The organism is Bradyrhizobium sp. WSM1253 (assembly GCF_000244935.1).
GTDB lineage: Bacteria > Pseudomonadota > Alphaproteobacteria > Rhizobiales > Xanthobacteraceae > Bradyrhizobium > Bradyrhizobium canariense.
Genome location: NZ_JH600073.1, coordinates 7,797,515 through 7,815,160, shown reverse-complemented (window position 1 = coordinate 7,815,160; position 17,646 = coordinate 7,797,515). Strand labels below are relative to the sequence as shown.

26 protein-coding genes and 1 pseudogene are annotated in these 17,646 nt (G+C 63.4%); 2 read left to right on the top strand and 25 right to left on the bottom strand.

Translation table 11 applies throughout. The annotated features are described in order from the left end of the window. Positions 1-137 precede the first annotated feature (137 nt). On the top strand, positions 138-1,751 hold the full coding sequence (locus BRA1253DRAFT_RS37835) for an OprO/OprP family phosphate-selective porin (protein WP_007603052.1): 1,614 nt from the start codon (positions 138-140) through the stop codon (positions 1,749-1,751). Positions 1,752-1,829: 78 nt separating this feature from the next. Further along, positions 1,830-2,842 (top strand): annotated as a pseudogene (locus BRA1253DRAFT_RS37830) (zinc-binding alcohol dehydrogenase family protein). Positions 2,843-2,845: 3 nt separating this feature from the next. On the opposite strand, the gene BRA1253DRAFT_RS37825 reads toward BRA1253DRAFT_RS37830, so the two are convergent. The 25 genes from BRA1253DRAFT_RS37825 to rpsS form a co-directional block, all read right to left on the bottom strand. Next, positions 2,846-4,174, bottom strand: coding sequence for a chloride channel protein (locus BRA1253DRAFT_RS37825; RefSeq protein ID WP_007603050.1), 1,329 nt, complete (start codon positions 4,172-4,174; stop codon positions 2,846-2,848). 53 nt (positions 4,175-4,227) lie between these two features. Then, entirely contained in the window at positions 4,228-4,524 is a 297-nt protein-coding gene (locus BRA1253DRAFT_RS37820) for a DUF1330 domain-containing protein (RefSeq protein ID WP_007603049.1), read from the bottom strand. Positions 4,525-4,533: 9 nt separating this feature from the next. Beyond that, positions 4,534-5,322 (bottom strand): SDR family NAD(P)-dependent oxidoreductase, encoded by a 789-nt coding sequence (locus tag BRA1253DRAFT_RS37815; protein WP_007603048.1) that lies wholly within the window; start codon positions 5,320-5,322, stop codon positions 4,534-4,536. A gap of 159 nt (positions 5,323-5,481) precedes the next feature. Beyond that, entirely contained in the window at positions 5,482-5,898 is a 417-nt protein-coding gene (gene rplQ / locus BRA1253DRAFT_RS37810) for a 50S ribosomal protein L17 (protein ID WP_007603047.1), read from the bottom strand. A 120-nt stretch (positions 5,899-6,018) separates the two neighbouring features. Then, a complete protein-coding gene (locus tag BRA1253DRAFT_RS37805; protein ID WP_007603046.1) occupies positions 6,019-7,050 on the bottom strand; it encodes a DNA-directed RNA polymerase subunit alpha in 1,032 nt (343 codons plus the stop codon). A 111-nt stretch (positions 7,051-7,161) separates the two neighbouring features. Further along, positions 7,162-7,551 (bottom strand): 30S ribosomal protein S11, encoded by a 390-nt coding sequence (rpsK, locus tag BRA1253DRAFT_RS37800; RefSeq protein ID WP_007603045.1) that lies wholly within the window; start codon positions 7,549-7,551, stop codon positions 7,162-7,164. A gap of 123 nt (positions 7,552-7,674) precedes the next feature. Next, positions 7,675-8,043: a 30S ribosomal protein S13 gene (gene rpsM / locus BRA1253DRAFT_RS37795; RefSeq protein ID WP_007611599.1), complete on the bottom strand. Its 369-nt coding sequence runs from the start codon at positions 8,041-8,043 to the stop codon at positions 7,675-7,677. Between the two features lie 187 nt (positions 8,044-8,230). Continuing rightward, a complete protein-coding gene (locus BRA1253DRAFT_RS37790) occupies positions 8,231-9,112 on the bottom strand; it encodes an adenylate kinase (RefSeq protein WP_007603041.1) in 882 nt (293 codons plus the stop codon). Between the two features lie 280 nt (positions 9,113-9,392). Continuing rightward, positions 9,393-10,724, bottom strand: coding sequence for a preprotein translocase subunit SecY (gene secY / locus BRA1253DRAFT_RS37785; protein WP_007603040.1), 1,332 nt, complete (start codon positions 10,722-10,724; stop codon positions 9,393-9,395). A 152-nt stretch (positions 10,725-10,876) separates the two neighbouring features. Continuing rightward, positions 10,877-11,362, bottom strand: a complete 486-nt coding sequence (gene rplO / locus BRA1253DRAFT_RS37780) for a 50S ribosomal protein L15 (protein WP_007603039.1) — start codon at positions 11,360-11,362, stop codon at positions 10,877-10,879. A gap of 72 nt (positions 11,363-11,434) precedes the next feature. Next, positions 11,435-11,641 (bottom strand): 50S ribosomal protein L30, encoded by a 207-nt coding sequence (gene rpmD / locus BRA1253DRAFT_RS37775; protein WP_007603038.1) that lies wholly within the window; start codon positions 11,639-11,641, stop codon positions 11,435-11,437. A 25-nt stretch (positions 11,642-11,666) separates the two neighbouring features. Then, positions 11,667-12,254 carry a 30S ribosomal protein S5 gene (rpsE, locus tag BRA1253DRAFT_RS37770; protein ID WP_007603037.1) on the bottom strand — a complete coding sequence of 196 codons (588 nt, stop codon included), beginning with the start codon at positions 12,252-12,254 and terminating at the stop codon, positions 11,667-11,669. A 47-nt stretch (positions 12,255-12,301) separates the two neighbouring features. Beyond that, positions 12,302-12,664, bottom strand: a complete 363-nt coding sequence (gene rplR, locus BRA1253DRAFT_RS37765) for a 50S ribosomal protein L18 (protein ID WP_007603036.1) — start codon at positions 12,662-12,664, stop codon at positions 12,302-12,304. A gap of 11 nt (positions 12,665-12,675) precedes the next feature. After that, on the bottom strand, positions 12,676-13,209 hold the full coding sequence (gene rplF / locus BRA1253DRAFT_RS37760; RefSeq protein WP_007603035.1) for a 50S ribosomal protein L6: 534 nt from the start codon (positions 13,207-13,209) through the stop codon (positions 12,676-12,678). A gap of 16 nt (positions 13,210-13,225) precedes the next feature. Further along, complete coding sequence (gene rpsH, locus BRA1253DRAFT_RS37755) at positions 13,226-13,624, bottom strand: 30S ribosomal protein S8 (RefSeq protein WP_007603034.1); 399 nt, start codon at positions 13,622-13,624, stop codon at positions 13,226-13,228. Positions 13,625-13,638: 14 nt separating this feature from the next. Further along, positions 13,639-13,944, bottom strand: a complete 306-nt coding sequence (gene rpsN / locus BRA1253DRAFT_RS37750; RefSeq protein WP_007603033.1) for a 30S ribosomal protein S14 — start codon at positions 13,942-13,944, stop codon at positions 13,639-13,641. Between the two features lie 46 nt (positions 13,945-13,990). Beyond that, positions 13,991-14,548: a 50S ribosomal protein L5 gene (gene rplE / locus BRA1253DRAFT_RS37745; RefSeq protein ID WP_007603032.1), complete on the bottom strand. Its 558-nt coding sequence runs from the start codon at positions 14,546-14,548 to the stop codon at positions 13,991-13,993. Beyond that, positions 14,541-14,855 carry a 50S ribosomal protein L24 gene (gene rplX / locus BRA1253DRAFT_RS37740; RefSeq protein ID WP_007603031.1) on the bottom strand — a complete coding sequence of 105 codons (315 nt, stop codon included), beginning with the start codon at positions 14,853-14,855 and terminating at the stop codon, positions 14,541-14,543. The genes rplE and rplX overlap by 8 nt, the downstream gene beginning before the upstream one ends. Continuing rightward, complete coding sequence (gene rplN / locus BRA1253DRAFT_RS37735) at positions 14,855-15,223, bottom strand: 50S ribosomal protein L14 (RefSeq protein ID WP_007603030.1); 369 nt, start codon at positions 15,221-15,223, stop codon at positions 14,855-14,857. The genes rplX and rplN overlap by 1 nt, the downstream gene beginning before the upstream one ends. Positions 15,224-15,306: 83 nt before the next feature. Beyond that, the gene (gene rpsQ / locus BRA1253DRAFT_RS37730) at positions 15,307-15,555 is read right to left on the bottom strand and encodes a 30S ribosomal protein S17 (RefSeq protein WP_007603028.1); all 249 of its coding nucleotides are present in this window, start codon (positions 15,553-15,555) and stop codon (positions 15,307-15,309) included. A gap of 13 nt (positions 15,556-15,568) precedes the next feature. Then, the gene (rpmC, locus tag BRA1253DRAFT_RS37725; RefSeq protein WP_007603026.1) at positions 15,569-15,775 is read right to left on the bottom strand and encodes a 50S ribosomal protein L29; all 207 of its coding nucleotides are present in this window, start codon (positions 15,773-15,775) and stop codon (positions 15,569-15,571) included. A 5-nt stretch (positions 15,776-15,780) separates the two neighbouring features. Further along, positions 15,781-16,194, bottom strand: coding sequence for a 50S ribosomal protein L16 (rplP, locus tag BRA1253DRAFT_RS37720; RefSeq protein WP_007603024.1), 414 nt, complete (start codon positions 16,192-16,194; stop codon positions 15,781-15,783). A gap of 32 nt (positions 16,195-16,226) precedes the next feature. Continuing rightward, positions 16,227-16,952, bottom strand: a complete 726-nt coding sequence (gene rpsC / locus BRA1253DRAFT_RS37715) for a 30S ribosomal protein S3 (protein ID WP_007603023.1) — start codon at positions 16,950-16,952, stop codon at positions 16,227-16,229. An 18-nt stretch (positions 16,953-16,970) separates the two neighbouring features. Next, the gene (gene rplV, locus BRA1253DRAFT_RS37710) at positions 16,971-17,357 is read right to left on the bottom strand and encodes a 50S ribosomal protein L22 (RefSeq protein ID WP_007603022.1); all 387 of its coding nucleotides are present in this window, start codon (positions 17,355-17,357) and stop codon (positions 16,971-16,973) included. A gap of 10 nt (positions 17,358-17,367) precedes the next feature. Then, on the bottom strand, positions 17,368-17,646 hold the full coding sequence (gene rpsS, locus BRA1253DRAFT_RS37705) for a 30S ribosomal protein S19 (protein WP_007603021.1): 279 nt from the start codon (positions 17,644-17,646) through the stop codon (positions 17,368-17,370).

Here is a 17,646-nt window from a genome sequence, read left to right as displayed (position 1 = left end):
CAAGGCGGATTCGGTTGCGGCGAATTTACACCAGTGGGAACCGCGCAACCGGGCGCAGCGTCGCGGGGCAGTCATCGATCACACCTAGGCTCTCCGCCAGCGACTTGGGGAAGTTCGTCAAACGATGGAGTCATGACGTGAGCAGGACAAGAATTGCAGCCACGGCGATTGGTCTCGCCGCCGCACTGGCAGCTTCGCAGGCCCAGGCCCAATCGGCGAGCAGCAGCGACCAGGAGATCGCGCTCCTGAAGCAGCAGTTGAAGATGCTGGAGCAGAAGCTCGACAAGCTCCAGAGCCAGACCGCCGCGAATACCGCGGCGACGGCGAAGGCCAGGCTTGAGGCGAAGGCGGAGGCGAAAGCCGAAGCGCGGTCCGAAGCGAAGGCCGTCGTCGCCAACGCCAACGCGGCGATCCCGCTCAAGGGACCAGCGCCCGCATCCGGCGTCGTCGTGACGATGCCGAACAACCGGCCCACTATCTGCACTGCCGATGGAGCAAACTGCGTCGGAATCACAGGCCGCGTGCATTGGGATGTCGGCGGCTATGACTATCGGCCCAACACGGGGGCGACCGTGCCGCAAAAGCTCGACAGCGGCGAGAACGTCCGCCGCGCGCGCATCGGTCTCGCCGGCAAGTTCTTCAATGACTGGAATTTCGCGCTGATCTACGACTTCGGCGGCTCCTCCGACGGATTTGGCGGCGCAGCTCCGGGTTCGCTGCCCGGCGGCGGCGTCTCCGGCGTCGAGAACGCCTATCTCAGCTACACCGGCTTGAAGCCATTCGGCGGCAAGATGGCCATCGAAGGCGGCATCATGGACCTGCCCTACACGCTCGATGAGGCCACGAGCTCCAACGACATCATGTTCATGGAGCGCGCCTCGGCGGGCATCGTTGCCACCAGCATCGCCGCAGGCGACTTCCGCTCGGCTGTCGGCACGCGCTGGTACAACGACGTGTTCTGGGCGGGCGGCTATGTTACCGGTCCCGCTACCGGTGCGATCCACTCAGCCTCGAGCGTTGCGCCGAACGGCACCACGGAACAATACGGCGCGGTCGCCCGTGTCGCCGGCCAGGTCGTCAGCGGCAAAGACTACTCAGTCCATCTCGGCGGCAATGCCGAATGGCTGATCCAGCCGACGCGCAATCTGGTGACGGGTGCACAGACGGTGACGCTGAGCGATCGTCCGGAACTGCGCATCGATCCCACGGCACTGGCTACGACCAGCGCAATCGCCAATGCCTCCGGCGCGCAGGTCTACAGCGTCGAAGCGGCCGCCACCTATGGACCGCTGATCCTGCAAGGCGAGTATTTCTGGTACAACATCGATCGCAGCGCCAATACCGGCCTGCCGCCGCTGGGTGCGCCGAGCCTCAAATTCCAGGGCGGCTACGCGCAGGCCGGCTACGTGCTGACGGGCGAGAGCCGCAGTTACAATGCGGCGAATGCGGCCTATGGCGGCGTTAAGCCAGCGCACCCGTTCTCGCTCGAGGGCGGTGGCTGGGGCGCGTGGGAAATCGCGGGACGGTTCTCCACGGTCGACCTCAACGATCAGCTCGGAACCGCCACCGGCGTCGCAGGCGGCCGGCAGACCGTCTACACGGCGGCGCTGAACTGGTACGTCAACGGCAACGTCCGTTTCATGCTGGACTATCTGCATGGCACGGTGTCGAGGCAGGCCTCGCCGGTCTCGACCGCCGATGTCGGCTCGAAATTCGATGCGGTCGCGATGCGGACGCAGTTCGCGTTCTAGGTCTCGCCTGTCGTCCCGGGGCGCCAAAATGCGAACCCGGGACCCAGCATCTGCAACGCTATCTGAAGGAGACACGCCATGAAGGCCGTCGGCTACAGGAAGTCGCTTCCGATCGAGGATCAGGACGCGCTGATCGATTTCGAGACCGCAAAGCCCGAACCGAAGGGCCGTGATATCCGCGTGGCCGTGAAGGCGATCTCGGCCAATCCGGTCGATTACAAGTGCGCAAGCGCGCAGCCCCGCCAGAGGGCGAGACGAAGATTCTGGGCTATGACGCGGCCGGCGTGGTCGACGCCGTCGGTCCGGACGTCACGCTGTTCAAGCCGGGCGATGAGGTGTTTTACGCCGGCTCGATCCTGCGCCAGGGTACCAATTCCGAATTCCATCTCGTCGACGAGCGCATCGTCGGCAACAAGCCGAAGAGCCTGTCGTTTGCGCAGGCCGCCGCCCTACCCCTCACCTCCATCACCGCCTGGGAGCTGTTATTCGATCGGCTCGGTGCGGTGCCCGGCAAGAGTGTTGATCCGCGCACGCTCTTGATCACGGGCGGCGCCGGCGGTGTCGGCTCCATCCTGATCCAGCTTGCACGCCGCCTCACCGGCCTTACGGTTGTCGCGACCGCGACGCGAACGGAGTCGCAAAAATGGTGCCTCGATCTCGGCGCGCATGCGGTGATCGACCACGGCAAGCCGATGAAGGAGCAGATCGAGAAGCTCAAGCTGCCGCCGGTCGCGCTGGTGGCGAGCCTCACCTTCACCGACCAGCACTACAAGAGCATCGCCGAATTCATGGCACCGCAGGGCAAGTTCGGCCTGATCGACGATCCCCCGGAATTCACCGTGAGCGCGTTCAAGGGCAAGGCGATCTCGGTGCACTGGGAATCGATGTTCACGCGCTCCTCGTTCCAGACCGCCGACATGATCGCGCAGCATCATCTGCTCAACGATGTCGCCGACCTCATCGACAAGGGCGTGCTGCGCACGACGCTCGACCAGACCTTTGGCACGATCAACGCGATCAATCTCAAGCGCGCGCATGCACTGCTCGAGAGTGGCAAGTCGCGCGGCAAGATCGTGCTGGAGGGGTGGTAGGTCCTAGCTCGAACCGGGCGCCGCATTCGTCTCCGGCGGACGCGTCGCCCGCTCGATAAAGCCCTTGGCGAGCGCGTGGTAGATCCCTTCCTCGCAGATCATCCGCGATGTGGCATGTGCAATCAGGGCGGCGGCCATCAACGGCACCACCATGGCGTGGTTGTCGGTCATCTCGGTCACGATGACAAAAGCGGTGATCGGCGCCTGCACTACACCTGCAAAATACGACACCATGCCAAGCAGCATGATCGCGCCGACCGGAGCGTCGTGGAAGAAGGACGCGATATTGCTGCCGAGGCCGGCTCCAACGGCGAGTGACGGCGAAAAAATTCCGCCGGGTATGCCACTGATTGCCGCGAAGGTGGTGGCGAGAAGCTTGAGGATGCCGAAGTCCTGCGGCAGCGGTCCGCCCTGCTCCAGGGCCGTCTTTACCTGCTGGTAGCCTGTGCCATAGATCGTATCGCCGGAGACAAGGCCGCAGATCGCGACCGCCAATCCGCACGCAAGCGCGAACCACAGAGGGTGGCCCTTCACCGCGCGTCCGAACGGATGGGCCAAGCCGCGCGCCATAATGATGACGATACGGCTGAAGATGCCGCCAGCCAAACCGCCGACCACGCCGCACACCGGAACCGCCAGCCAGTCGACGCCGGGGGCCAGCGACATCGCACTGCTGCCGAAATAGGCGTAGTTGCCCATCAGCGCGAGCGAGGTCAGGCCGGCCGCGATCACCGCCGCAATGATGAGGCTGCTGGTACGTGTCTCGAAAGCACGGCTCATCTCCTCGATGCCGAAGACGATTCCCGCCAGCGGTGTGTTGAAGGCGGCCGCGACGCCGGCGGCCGCGCCGGCTAGGATCAATCCGGGCTGGCGGCGTGGCGAGACGCGGCCGAGGGCGAACATGATGGAAGCGCCGACTTGAACGCTCGGTCCTTCCCGGCCGACGGAGCCGCCGCATAGCAGGCCGAACAAGGTGAGGATCACTTTTCCGATCGCGATTCGGATCGAGACCAGGCTCTCGCGCGCCGCCTGGTCGGTCAGATGCCGCGCGGCGATCGCCTGGGGAATGCCGCTGCCCTGTGCGTTCGGGAACAGCCGGGTGGTCAGATAGGCCGAGAGCATGAAGCCGAGAGGTGTCACCGCGAGTACGACGTAGCGCGACTGAGCCAACAGCAGCGCAAAGGCGTGCTGGGCGAGATCGGCGAGCTGGGCCAGCACCACCGCCGCGGCGCCAACCCCGATCCCACCGAGCACGAAGATCGCCCGCCGCTGCCATCGCGCGGATGTCAGCCTGAACAGGCGTTTATGGCGGGTCGACAGGGGCCAGAGCATGAGCCGTTTTAGCCGGTCACGTCGCGAATTGAAGGGGCAAGCGAGCAGACCAGCTAGACTGGAACCACGCCTTCGACGAACATCAACCGTCGCTCCAGCGCCGTTTGCCGCAGCTTTAGCGCTTCGGCATATTCCACTGACGCGTACCATTCCTGCGCCCGCGCCATCGATGGGAACTCCACGATGATGATGGTCTTGGGCGGCGGGCCGCCCTCCACCACCTCAGTGGCGCCGCCACGCACGAGATAGCGGCCGCCATATTGCGCGATGGTTGCCGCGGCCAACGTGCGATAGGCTTCCATCGCGGCTCTGTCGCGCACCTCGACCTCGGAGATCACGTAGGCCGGCATGCGCAGGCCTCAGGCAATCGTGTTGACGATGCCGCCCTCGGCACGCAGCGCCGCACCGTTGGTCGCGGACGCTTCCTTCGAGGCGACATAGACCACCATGTTGGCGATCTCGTCGACGCTGGCGAAGCGCTGGATCAGCGAGCTCGGGCGATGCTGCTTGACGAAATTGGCCGCGGCCTCATCGACCGACTGGCCGTTCTGCTTGGCAAGATCCTTCACGAACGTCTCGACGCCCTCCGACATTGTCGGGCCCGGCAGCACGGAATTGACGGTGACGCCGGTGCCGCGGGTGAGCTGCGCCAGGCCCCGCGCGACCGAGAGCTGCGCCGTCTTGCTCATTCCATAGTGGATCATCTCGACGGGAATGTTGAGCCCGGACTCCGAGGAGATGAAGACGATGCGGCCCCAGTTGCGCTTGAGCATGCCCTTCATATACGCGCGCGAGAGACGCACGCCGCTCATGACGTTGACCTCGAAGAAGCGGCTCCAGTCCTCGTCCGGAATGTCGAAAAAGTCCTTCGGCTCGAAGATGCCGGCATTGTTGATGAGGATATCGACGTCTGGCAGCGCCGCGGCCAGCGCCTTGCAGCCGGCAGCGGTCGAGACATCGGCAGCGATGCCGCGGACCTTCCCGCCCACACCTTCCAGCTTGCGCACGGCGGCATCGACCTTGTCCTGGCCGCGTCCGTTGATCACGACGCTCGCACCCGAGCCGGCAAGGCCCTTGGCGATGGCGTGGCCGATACCAGCGGTCGAGCCGGTCACGAGGGCGGTCTTTCCGGAAAGGTCGATGTTCATGCGTGATCTCCGTTGATGCTGGCGGAGATATTGGGCGCTGCCGGCACGATAGCAATCGGCACTCACCGACGCGTGAGAGCAGGACGCAACCAACGAGGACGGCCAATAAAAAAGCGGCGCCCGAAGGCGCCGCTTTCTGAAAACTCTCTGCCGGTCGGCTTACGCCGCCTCGGCTTCCTTCTCCTGCACCGGACCGGAGTCCTGGCCCTTGGCATCGACGTCGCGGTCGACGAACTCGATCACGGCCATCGGGGCGTTGTCGCCGTAGCGGAAGCCGGCCTTGATGATGCGGGTGTAGCCACCCTGGCGATCCTTGTAGCGGGGCGCGAGGGTGTCAAACAGCTTCCTGACCTGATCCTTGTCGCGCATTTCGGAGATGGCCTGGCGGCGCATGGCCAGCCCGCCCTTCTTGCCGAGGGTAATCAGCTTCTCGACGATCGGACGCAATTCCTTCGCCTTCGGCAGCGTGGTGACGATCTGCTCGTGCTTGATCAGCGCGGCGCACATGTTGGCGAACATCGCGCGGCGATGCTCGGCGGTGCGGTTGAGCTTACGATGAACCTTGCCGTGACGCATTTATCTATTCCTTGAATTTCATTCGTCGCGACGGTTCGTCGGACCAGTTGCTCAGGTGGGCTGCCTGCGTTCGCCCGCTAAGGCGCGATGAATTCGCGCCTCAGCCTGTCGTCGTTCGGATCAGTAGTGATCCTCGAAGCGCTTGGCGAGCTCGTCGATGTTCTCCGGCGGCCAGCCCGGCACTTCCATGCCGAGGTGCAGACCCATCTGGGCCAACACTTCCTTGATCTCGTTCAGCGACTTGCGGCCGAAGTTCGGAGTGCGGAGCATTTCGGCTTCGGACTTCTGCACGAGGTCGCCGATGTAGACGATGTTGTCGTTCTTCAAGCAGTTGGCCGAACGCACCGACAGCTCGAGCTCGTCCACCTTCTTGAGGAAGGCCGGGTTGAAGGCGAGGTCCGGGATGATCTCTTGGGCGACTTCCTTGCGCGGCTCTTCGAAGTTGACGAACACGTTGAGCTGATCTTGCAGGATGCGCGCAGCGTAGGCGACGGAATCATCAGGCGTCAGCGCGCCGTTGGTCTCGATCGTCATGGTCAGCTTGTCGTAGTCGAGGATCTGGCCCTCGCGGGTGTTCTCGACCTTGTAGGAGACCTTGCGGACCGGCGAGTACAGGCTATCGACCGGGATCAGGCCGATCGGTGCGTCCTCGGGGCGGTTGCGCTCGGCGGGAACGTAGCCCTTGCCGGTTGCGACCGTGAACTCCATGCGGATCTCGGCGCCCTCGTCGAGCGTGCAGATCTGCAGGTCGGGATTGAGCACGACGACGTCGCCCACGGTCTGGATGTCGCCGGCGGTGACGACGCCCGGGCCGGACTTCTTGACGACCATGCGCTTGGGGCCTTCGCCCTGCATCTTGATCGAGATGTCCTTGATGTTGAGCACGATGTCGGTGACGTCCTCACGGACGCCCGCGATCGAGGAGAACTCGTGCAGCACGCCGTCGATGTGCACCGACTGCACTGCCGCGCCCTGGAGCGAGGACAGCAGGATGCGGCGCAGCGCGTTGCCGAGCGTCTGGCCGAAGCCGCGCTCGAGCGGTTCGGCGACGATGGTCGCGAAACGGGTCGGATCGCTGCCGGGCTGTACCTGCAGCTTGTTCGGCCGAATCAGTTCTTGCCAATTTTTCTGGATCGTCACTGTTTCACCCATACAGGCCAGTCAGACTGCTGTTGCAGGCACTGGCGTTGGAGAAAGGCCGCAGATCATTTCCACGGCTTTGCAAAAAGTCATCGCGGGCGCCGATGCGCCCGCAATCTGGTATCAAACGCGCCGACGCTTACGGGGACGGCAACCGTTGTGCGGGATCGTGGTCACGTCGCGGATCGAGGTGACGGTGAAGCCCGCGGCCTGCAGCGCCCGGAGCGCCGATTCGCGGCCCGAACCGGGACCGGCGACTTCGACTTCCAGCGTGCGCATGCCGTGCTCTTGCGCCTTCTTCGACACGTCCTCGGCGGCAACCTGTGCGGCATACGGGGTCGACTTGCGCGAGCCCTTGAAGCCCATCGTGCCGGCGGAGGACCAGGCAATCGTGTTGCCCTGCGCGTCGGTGATGGTGATGGTCGTGTTGTTGAACGACGAGTTCACGTGCGCGACGCCGGAGGCGATGTTCTTGCGCTCACGACGACGAACGCGGGTGGCTTCCTTGCCCATAGACTACCTTTCCTGAAGATCTCAAACGCCGCCGTAATGCCAGCGGCTACACCTGTGGAACGAAAGGCGCGTGGCGAACGGGTCATCCCCGGGTCGCCACACGCCGTGATTGGATGCGAAAACTTACTTCTTCTTGCCGGCGATGGCCTTGGCCGGACCCTTGCGCGTACGCGCATTGGTGTGGGTACGCTGGCCACGCACCGGCAGACCGCGACGATGGCGCAGGCCGCGGTAGCAGCCGAGATCCATCAGACGCTTGATGTTGATGCCGACCTCACGACGCAAATCGCCCTCGACGAGATAGTCGCGGTCGATCACTTCGCGGATCTGAAGCACTTCGGCGTCGCTGAGCTGATTGACCCGACGATCGTCTGGGATCTTCACCTTCTCCATGATCTCACCGGCGATCTTCTGACCGATGCCATGGATGTACTGGAGCGCGATCAGCACGCGCTTGTTGGTCGGGATGTTCACGCCGGCAATACGGGCCACGGCCTTCTCTCCTGTCGCCAATCCCTCGTCAGGAATCGGGCTTTAAGTGCTTGGTTTCTCGGGCAGGTGTTCACAAACGCGAACACGACGCCCACCCCTGGTCTTCCTGGGGCCCGGCATCGTTTGAAACTATCCGACTTGGATGCGGGGCTTATTAGGGGATTCAGGGGGCTTTCGTCAACCGCTGCTAGCGCTTAGCTCGCCTTTTCGTGACCTTTTTTGCGGCCTTTTTGGCACCTTTCTTGACAGCCTTCCTGGCGGTCTTTTTGGCTGCCTTCTTCTTTCCTACCTTCTTGGCGGCTTTCTTGACGATTCTCTTGCCTGCCTTCGTCGCCTTCTTGGCCGCCTTCTTGGATTTCGCAGCCTTTTTGGCCGCTTTCACGGGCGTTTTGGCCGATTTCTTAGCAGTCTTGGCCTTTCTGGCCGGGGCCGCCTTGGCCGCGCTCCGGGCGCGGGTCTTGCCATGTGTCTTGGGCTCGACCGCCCCGAGCGCCAGGAGCTGGCGATGGATGGCGCGGGTGACCTCGTCGATGGCCATCATGCCGTCGATGGTCGAGAGCTTCCGCCGCTCGGAATAGTAGTGAATCAGCGGCTCCGTCTGGTTGCGGTAGCTGGCGAGTCGCTTGGTGAGGACTTCCGGAGTGTCGTCGAGCCGGACCTCCTCCCCGCGCTCGCGCATCTGGGCGACGCGAGTCTCGACACGGTTCAGGAGCGCGCTCTCGTTGACGCGGAGCTCGATCACGGCATCGAGCTTGAGGTGCTTGTGCTTGAGCAGCTCATCCAGCGCCTCGGCCTGCGGCACGGTCCGCGGGAAACCGTCGAGGATAAAACCGTTCTTGGCATCCGGCTGATCGATCCGATCGGAGATGATTCCGACCACGACATCGTCTGGCACGAGGCCGCCGCTGGCCATGATCTCCTTGGCCTTGAGACCGACCGGCGTTCCGGCCGCCACCGCTGCACGCAACATCTCGCCGGTCGAGAGCTGGACGATGCCATAGCGCTGCACCAGCAGCTGCGCCTGGGTGCCCTTGCCCGATCCCGGCGGCCCCAGAAGTATGATTCTCATCGGCGTACGCCCCCCGATTGGTGCGCGATACGTCGTGCACCTGTGTTTTGAAGTCCAGTTACAGTGCAAATCATAATCAGCGCCGCACCGCTACCCATATCATAGGGGAGCAGATGGCCGGACGCCAAGAAGCCTTTGAGACCAGTGCTTGGAGATAAGTGCTTGCACGACAGTAAGAGCGGCTTTGCCGAGGCGACCGAATGGCCGGCTCGCCGTCCGCGCGCGTTGCACGCGCGGCGAATCGGCGGCGGCAATTGCGCCGCCCGAGAGGACGCCGCGCTTAACGGCGGCGGCCGCGCAGCTTCGACTTCCGGATCAGGCCTTCGTACTGATGCGCCAGGAGATAGCCCTGCACCTGTGCCACCGTGTCCATGGTGACGCTGACGACGATCAGCAGCGAAGTGCCGCCAAAGTAGAACGGCACCGACGCGTAGGAGATCAGGATTTCTGGAATCAAGCAGACGATCGCGAGATAGACCGCGCCGAGCACGGTGATGCGCGACAGCACGTAGTCGATATATTCCGCGGTACGCTCGCCCGGGCGGATACCCGGAATGAAGCCGCCGTGCTTCTTCAGATTGTCCGCAGTCTCGGTCGGATTGAACACGATCGCGGTGTAAAAGAAGGCGAAGAACACGATCAGCGCCAGATACATGATCAGGAACAGCGGACGGCCGTGGCCGAGCTGGGTGGTGATCCACTGGAACCATTCCGGCCCGCTGCCCGCATTGAAGTTCGCAACCGTGGTCGGCAGCAGCAGCAGTGAGGACGCGAAGATCGGCGGGATCACGCCCGAGGTGTTGAGCTTGAGCGGCAGATGCGAGGACTGCCCCTCGAACATCTTGTTGCCGACTTGGCGCTTCGGATACTGGATCAAGAGCCGGCGCTGGGCGCGCTCCACGAACACGATGAAGGCGATCACGGCCACCGCCATGACGATGACGACCAGAATCAGGCCGGTCGACATCGCACCCTGACGGCCGAGTTCGAGCATGTTGGCGAGCGCCGCGGGCAGCTCGGCGACGATGCCGGAGAGAATGATCAGAGAAATGCCGTTGCCGATGCCGCGCGAGGTGATCTGCTCGCCCAGCCACATCAGGAACATGGTGCCGCCGGTCAGCGTGATCGCCGTCGACAGGCGGAAGAACATGCCGGGGTCGCTGACGACGTTGCCGGCGCCTTCGAGGCCCACTGCGATGCCGTAGGACTGGAACGCGGCCAGGATCACCGTGAGATAACGGGTGTACTGGTTCAGCAGCTTGCGGCCGGACTCGCCTTCCTTCTTCAGCGCCTCGAGCTGCGGCGAGACGGTGGTCAGGAGCTGGATGATGATGGAGGCCGAGATGTACGGCATGATGTTCAGCGCAAAGATCGCCATGCGGTGAATGCCGCCGCCGGCGAACATGTTGAACATGCCGAGGATGCCGCCCGCCTGGGAGCGGAACACCTGCTCCCAGATGTTGGGATCGATGCCGGGGAGCGGGATGTAGGTCCCGAGCCGATAAACGAGCAGCGCACCCAGGGTAAACCAGATGCGCTTCTTCAGTTCGTCGGCCTTGGCAAACGCACCGAAATTGAGATTGGCTGCCAGTTGTTCCGCTGCAGAGGCCATCTTGGACTTTCTCCCGCCGCTTATTGCGCCGTTATGCCCGCGGCCGGGCTACATTATACCGGACACCGGACATTATCTGGGGCTACGGCTTCGATAAGTCCATCGTCCCGCATGCGTAAAGGCCCGCGAGCCGCGGGCCGATGACGCAGTTGTTACGCCGCCTCGCCTTCTTCCTTGGCAGGCGCGAGGATCTTCACCGAACCGCCGGCCTTCTCGACTGCCGCAATCGCGGTCTTCGAGGCGCCGTGCACTTCGATGTTGAGCTTGGCCTTGAACTCGCCACGGCCGAGCAGCCGCAGGCCACCCTTGGCGCGGCGCAGCACGCCGGCCTTGACCAGGGATTCGACGTTCACGACGCTGCCGGTGTCGATCTTCTTGGCATCGACCGCGTCCTGGAGCCGGTCGAGATTGATCTCGGCGAACTCCACACGGAAGATGTTGTTGAAGCCGCGCTTAGGCAGACGACGATGCAAGGGCATCTGGCCGCCTTCGAAACCCTTGATGCGCACGCCCGAACGCGCGGTCTGGCCCTTGCCACCGCGGCCGGCCTGCTTGCCCTTGCCCGAACCAATGCCGCGGCCGACGCGCATACGCTTCTTGCGCGAGCCGGCATTGTCGGCGATATCGCTGAGCTTCATCGCCCTGCTCCTTGTTTCTTGCGCATGACCTTCACCGAAAACGGGTCCCGCTCCGGGATCGTGCGCCTTTGCTTACTTCTCGTCGACGATGCGAACGAGATGGTGAACTTTCAAGATCATGCCACGGACCGCCGGGGTGTCCGGCAGTTCGCTGGTGCGGCCGATCTTGTTGAGCTTGAGCCCGATCAGCGTCGAGCGCTGCGAGTGATGGCGGCGGATCGCGCTGCCGGTCTGCTCGATCTTGATCGTCTTTGCGGTCGTAACGGCACTCTTGGCCATGGGCGTCTACTCCGAAAAGCTTGCGTTATTCGGCAACCGCCTCGGCGTCACCACCGATACGGCGGGACTGGAGGGTGGACACCTTGATATTGCGGCGGGCAGCGACCGAGCGCGGCGAATCCTGATGCTTCAGCGCATCGAAGGTCGCGCGAACCATGTTGTACGGGTTCGACGAGCCGATCGACTTCGCAACCACGTCCTGGACGCCGAGCGTCTCGAACACGGCGCGCATCGGGCCGCCGGCGATGATGCCGGTACCGGCCGGAGCTGCGCGCAGGTAAACACGGCCCGCGCCATGACGGCCGGCGATGTCGTGATGCAGCGTGCGGCCCTCGCGCAACGACACGCGGGTCAGGTTGCGCTTGGCGGATTCGGTTGCCTTGCGGATCGCCTCGGGCACTTCGCGCGCCTTGCCGTGACCGAAGCCGGCGCGGCCCTTCTGGTCGCCGATCACGACCAGCGCTGCGAAACCGAAGCGCTTGCCGCCCTTGACGACCTTGGCGACGCGATTGATGTGGACGAGCTTGTCGACGAACTCGCTGTCGCGCTCTTCCCTGCGTTCACGTCCGCCGCCGCGTTGATCGCGTCCACCACGTTGTTCGCGTTCTGCCATGGTTTTTCCAGTCCTTCAGAGGCTTACGCCTCAATCCTCAAATTCTGTTAGAAGCTCAGCCCGCTCTCACGCGCCGCGTCGGCAAGAGCCTTGACGCGCCCGTGATAGAGATAGCTGCCGCGATCGAACACGACTTCCTTGACACCCTTCTCGGCGGCGCGCTCGGCCAGGAGCTTGCCGACCGCCTTCGCCGCATCGATATCGGCGCCGGTCTTGCCGCCATCGCGCATCGACTTCTCGAGCGACGAGGCAGAGGCCAGCGTCTCGCCCTTCAGGTCGTCGATGACCTGGGCGTAGATGTGCTTGGACGAGCGGAACACCGACAGGCGCGGACGGCCGCCACCCGAGCGGCGCAGCTTCAGACGTACACTGCGCTTGCGCCGGGCATTCGTAACCTTGGCTTTCGACATGACCGGCTCCGTTACTTCTTCTTGCCTTCCTTGCGGAAGATGAATTCGCCAACATACTTCACGCCCTTGCCCTTGTAGGGCTCCGGCGGACGATAGGAGCGAATCTCGGCGGCGACCTGGCCGACGCGCTGAATGTCGCTGCCGGTCACCGTGATCTCGGTCGGCTTCGGCACGGTGATCGTGATCCCTTCCGGGATCGCGTAGACCACATCGTGGCTGTAGCCGAGCGCGAGCTGCAGGTTCTTGCCCTGCAGCGCGGCGCGGTAACCGACGCCGGTGATTTCGAGCTTCTTCTCGAAACCCTTGGTGACGCCTTCGACCAGATTCGCGACCTGGGCGCGAGCGGTCCCGTACAGGGCCCGCGCGCGGTTGGTCTCGACCCGGGGGTTCACCTTGACCTGCCCGTTGTCGAGCTTCACCTCGACGTCGTTATGGACGACGAACTGAAGCTGGCCCTTCGGCCCCTTCATCTTGACGGTCTGCCCGTCGACGGTCGCGGTCACACCCGACGGCACCGCTACCGGCCTTTTGCCAACACGTGACATGGATCAAAAATCCTTCTCAGAACACCGTGAAGAGAACTTCACCGCCCACGTTCGCTTCACGCGCACTGTGGTCAGCCATGATTCCCTTCGGCGTCGACAACACCGAAATGCCGAGTCCGTTATTGACCCGCGGCAGGTTCTTCACCGAGGCGTAAACGCGACGCCCGGGCTTGGAGACACGCTCGATCTCGCGGATAACGGGCTCGCCATCGAAATACTTCAGCTCGATCTCGATCTCGCTGCGGCCCGAGGAGTGCTCGAGCGTGGCGTAACCGCGGATGTAGCCCTCGCTCTTGAGCACCTCGAGGACGTTCTCACGCATCTTCGAGCCAGGCGTGGAGACCTTGTTCTTGGAACGCATCTGCGCGTTACGGATGCGGGTGATCAGATCGCTGATTGGATCGTGCGTAGACATCTAAACGACCCTCCTTACCAGCTGGACTTTACGAGGCCCGGGACCATGCCCCTGGAGCCAAGATCCCGCATTGCGATGCGGGACAGTTTGGTCAAGCGATAGTTCGAGCGCGAACGGCCCGACAGCTCGCAACGCAGACGGATGCGGGTCGTCGACGAGTTGCGCGGCATTTCCGCCAGCTTCAGGGTCGCGGCGAACCGCTCCTCCATCGGCAGCGACTTGTCGGCGATGATCGCCTTCAACCGCTCGCGCTTCGGAGCGGCGTTCTTCGCCATCCGCTTGCGCCGGTTGTTCTTCTCGACTGAACTCTTCTTTGCCATGCTTGGCTCCTGGGTATCCGCGTTTGAGAGGCTTTAGGTCAGCGTCTCACTGCCGGAACGGGAAATTGAAAGCGGTCAACAAGGCCCTCGCCTCGTCGTCGGTCTTGGCCGTGGTGCAGACGGTGATGTCCATACCACGGGATTCCGTGACCTTGTCGAAGTCGATCTCGGGGAAAATGATGTGTTCCTTGAGGCCGAGCGAGTAGTTGCCGCGACCGTCGAAGCTCTTCGGGTTCAAGCCGCGGAAGTCGCGGACGCGCGGCAGCGCGACCGTCACCAGGCGATCGATGAACTCGTACATGCGGGCCTTGCGCAGCGTGACCTTGCAGCCGATCGGCTGGTTCTCACGCAACTTGAAGGTCGCGATTGCGATGCGCGAATAGGTCACGATCGCCTTCTGGCCGGCGATCTGGGTCAATTCCGCAGCGGCGTTCTCGGCCTTCTTGCGGTCGTTGACGGAATCGCCAACGCCCATGTTCAGCACGACCTTGTCCAGCCGCGGAACCTGCATGACGTTCTCATAACCGAACTTCTCGGTCATTTCCGTCCGGATCTTCGCGTCGTATTCCGCGCGCAGGCGCGGCGTGTAAGCGGCCTCAGCCATCGATCTCAGCTCCCGAGCTCTTGGCGATGCGGACCTTCTTGCCGTCCGCCAGAATCTTGAATCCGACGCGGGTCGGCTTCCCGTCCTTGCCGACATACGCGATGTTGGACAGTTGGATCGGCGACTCTTTCGAGATGATGCCGCCCTCCTGGGCCTGCGTCTGCTTCTGGTGACGCTTGACCATGTTGATGCCGCGCACCAGCGCCGTACCGGCGTCGGGACGCACTTCGAACACCTCGCCGGTGCGGCCCTTGTCGCGGCCGGTCAGCACGACGACCTTGTCGCCCTTGCGGATCTTCGCAGCCATCACAGCACCTCCGGCGCGAGCGAGATGATCTTCATGTGGTTCTTGGCGCGCAGCTCGCGCGGCACGGGCCCGAAGATACGGGTACCGACCGGCTCGGACTGATTGTTGATCAGAACGGCGGCGTTGCGGTCGAAGCGGATGACCGAACCGTCGGCGCGGCGGATGTCCTTGCGGACGCGCACCACGACGGCCTTCATCACGTCGCCCTTCTTCACCTTGCCACGCGGAATCGCTTCCTTGATCGAGACAACGATGATGTCGCCGATCGTGGCGTAGCGGCGCTTGGAGCCCCCGAGCACCTTGATACACATGACACGGCGTGCGCCAGAATTATCGGCCACGTCGAGGTTGGTCTGCATCTGAATCATTGATGCACCTCGTCCTCTTCTCTTTGCGCCAGCCCAGCCGGCGCTCAACATTTACCTGAAGTCAGTCGGCTAAAGCCAACAGATCAGGCGCTTTTCTTGTGTTCGCCCCGGATCACGACCCAGCGCTTCAACTTCGAAATCGGCTTCGATTCCTCGATCCACACCATGTCGCCCGGCTTGAACTCGTTGCTCTCGTCGTGCGCGTGGTAGTTCTTCGAACGGCGGATCGTCTTCTTGTAGATCGGGTGCGTAAAGCGGCGATCGACGCGCACCACGATGGTCTTGGCTTGCTTGTCGCTGACGACCACGCCCTGCAAAGTACGTTTCGGCATCTTCGTAAGCCTCTTACTTCTTCTTCGCGCGCGTCTGCGCGGCGACGGTCTTGATCCGGGCGATGTCACGGCGGGCCTCGCGCAGGCGCGAGGTGTTCTCGAGCTGCCCGGTGGCGCGCTGGAAGCGCAGGTTGAAGCGCTCCTTCTTCAGGTTCAGGATGGCGTCATCCTGCTGATCGGGGCTCAACGCGCGGATGTCTTCGATTTTCATCTGGGCCATGGCCATTACTCCGCAATGCGCTCGACGAAGCGCGTCTTGATCGGCAGCTTGGCTGCCGCCAGGGTCAGCGCTTCACGCGCTGTCTGGGTGTTGACGCCGTCGATCTCGAACAGTACCCGGCCCGGCTTGACGCGCGCGACCCACAATTCCGGCGCGCCCTTGCCGGAACCCATGCGGACTTCGGCAGGCTTCTTCGACACGGGAACGTCGGGGAATATGCGGATCCAGACGCGGCCGGCGCGCTTCATGTGGCGGGTCAGCGCGCGGCGAGCGGCTTCGATCTGGCGCGCGGTGACGCGCTCAGGCTCGGTCGCCTTCAGACCGAACTGGCCGAACGCCAACGTCGCGCCCGAAGACGCAACGCCGTGGATACGGCCCTTATGCGCCTTCCGGAACTTCGTTTTCTTAGGTTGCATCATGGCTTCAAGCCCTCAAATTCTCTGTGCTGGCGTCAGGCTGCAGCGTTGTCACGGCGCTGCCGGCCGCCGCGATCGCCGCCGCCACCAGTCTCACCTTCGGCCATTCTCTTGTCCTGGGCCATCGGATCGTGCTCGAGGATCTCGCCTTTGAAGATCCAGACCTTGACACCGCAGGTGCCGAAGGTCGTGAACGCGGTCGCAACGCCGTAGTCGATGTCTGCGCGCAGCGTGTGCAGCGGCACGCGACCTTCGCGGTACCACTCCATGCGCGCGATTTCCGCACCGCCCAGACGTCCCGAGCAGTTGATGCGGATGCCTTCCGCGCCGAGACGCATCGCCGACTGGACGGCGCGCTTCATGGCGCGGCGGAACGCCACGCGGCGCTCCAGCTGCTGCGCGATCGACTCGGCCACCAGCGTCGCATCGAGCTCCGGCTTGCGGATTTCGACGATGTTGATGACGACGTCGGACGCGGTGATGTCCGCGACCTTCTTGCGCAGCTTGTCGATGTCGGCGCCCTTCTTGCCGATCACCACGCCCGGACGAGCCGAGTGGATGGTGACGCGGCACTTCTTGTGCGGACGCTCGATCACGATGCGGGCGACGGCCGCCTGCTTGAGCTCCTTGTGCAGGATCTCGCGGATCTTGACGTCCTCGTGCAGCAGCTTGCCGTATTCCTGCTTGCCGGCGTACCAGCGGGAATCCCAGGTCCGGTTGATGCCGAGACGCAGACCGATCGGATTGATCTTTTGACCCATCGTGTTCTCCTGCGTCCCTTAAGCCGCTGCTGCGGCTTCGACCTGACGAACGATGATCGTCAGCTGTGAAAATGGTTTGTAGACACGGCCCGAGCGGCCACGGCCGCGGGCGGCAAAGCGCTTCATCACGAGGCCATTGCCGACGAAGGCCTGCGCCACGACGAGATCGTCGACGTCGAGGTCGTGGTTGTTCTCGGCGTTGGCAATAGCCGATTCCAGGCACTTCTTCACGTCAACCGCGATCCGCTTGCGCGAAAACTGCAGGTCGGCGAGCGCAGCAGCCGCCTTCCGGCCGCGAATGAGCTGGGCGACCAGGTTGAGCTTCTGCGGGCTCACCCGCAGCATCCGGGCGACCGCCTTGGCCTCGTTCTCGGCGAGGCTCCGTTCGCGCTTAGGTTTGCTCATCGTTTAATCCTCAAGCCTTCTTGGCTTTCTTGTCCCCGGAGTGGCCATGGAAGGTACGGGTCGGCGAGAACTCGCCGAACTTGTGACCGACCATTTCCTCGTTGACGGCCACCGGCACGTGCTTCTGACCGTTGTAGACGCCGAAGGTCAGGCCGACGAATTGCGGCAGGATCGTCGAGCGACGGCTCCAGATCTTGATGACGTCGTGACGGCCGGACGAGCGCGCGGCATCTGCCTTCTTGAGCAGAGAACCCTCGACGAACGGGCCTTTCCAGACTGAACGAACCAT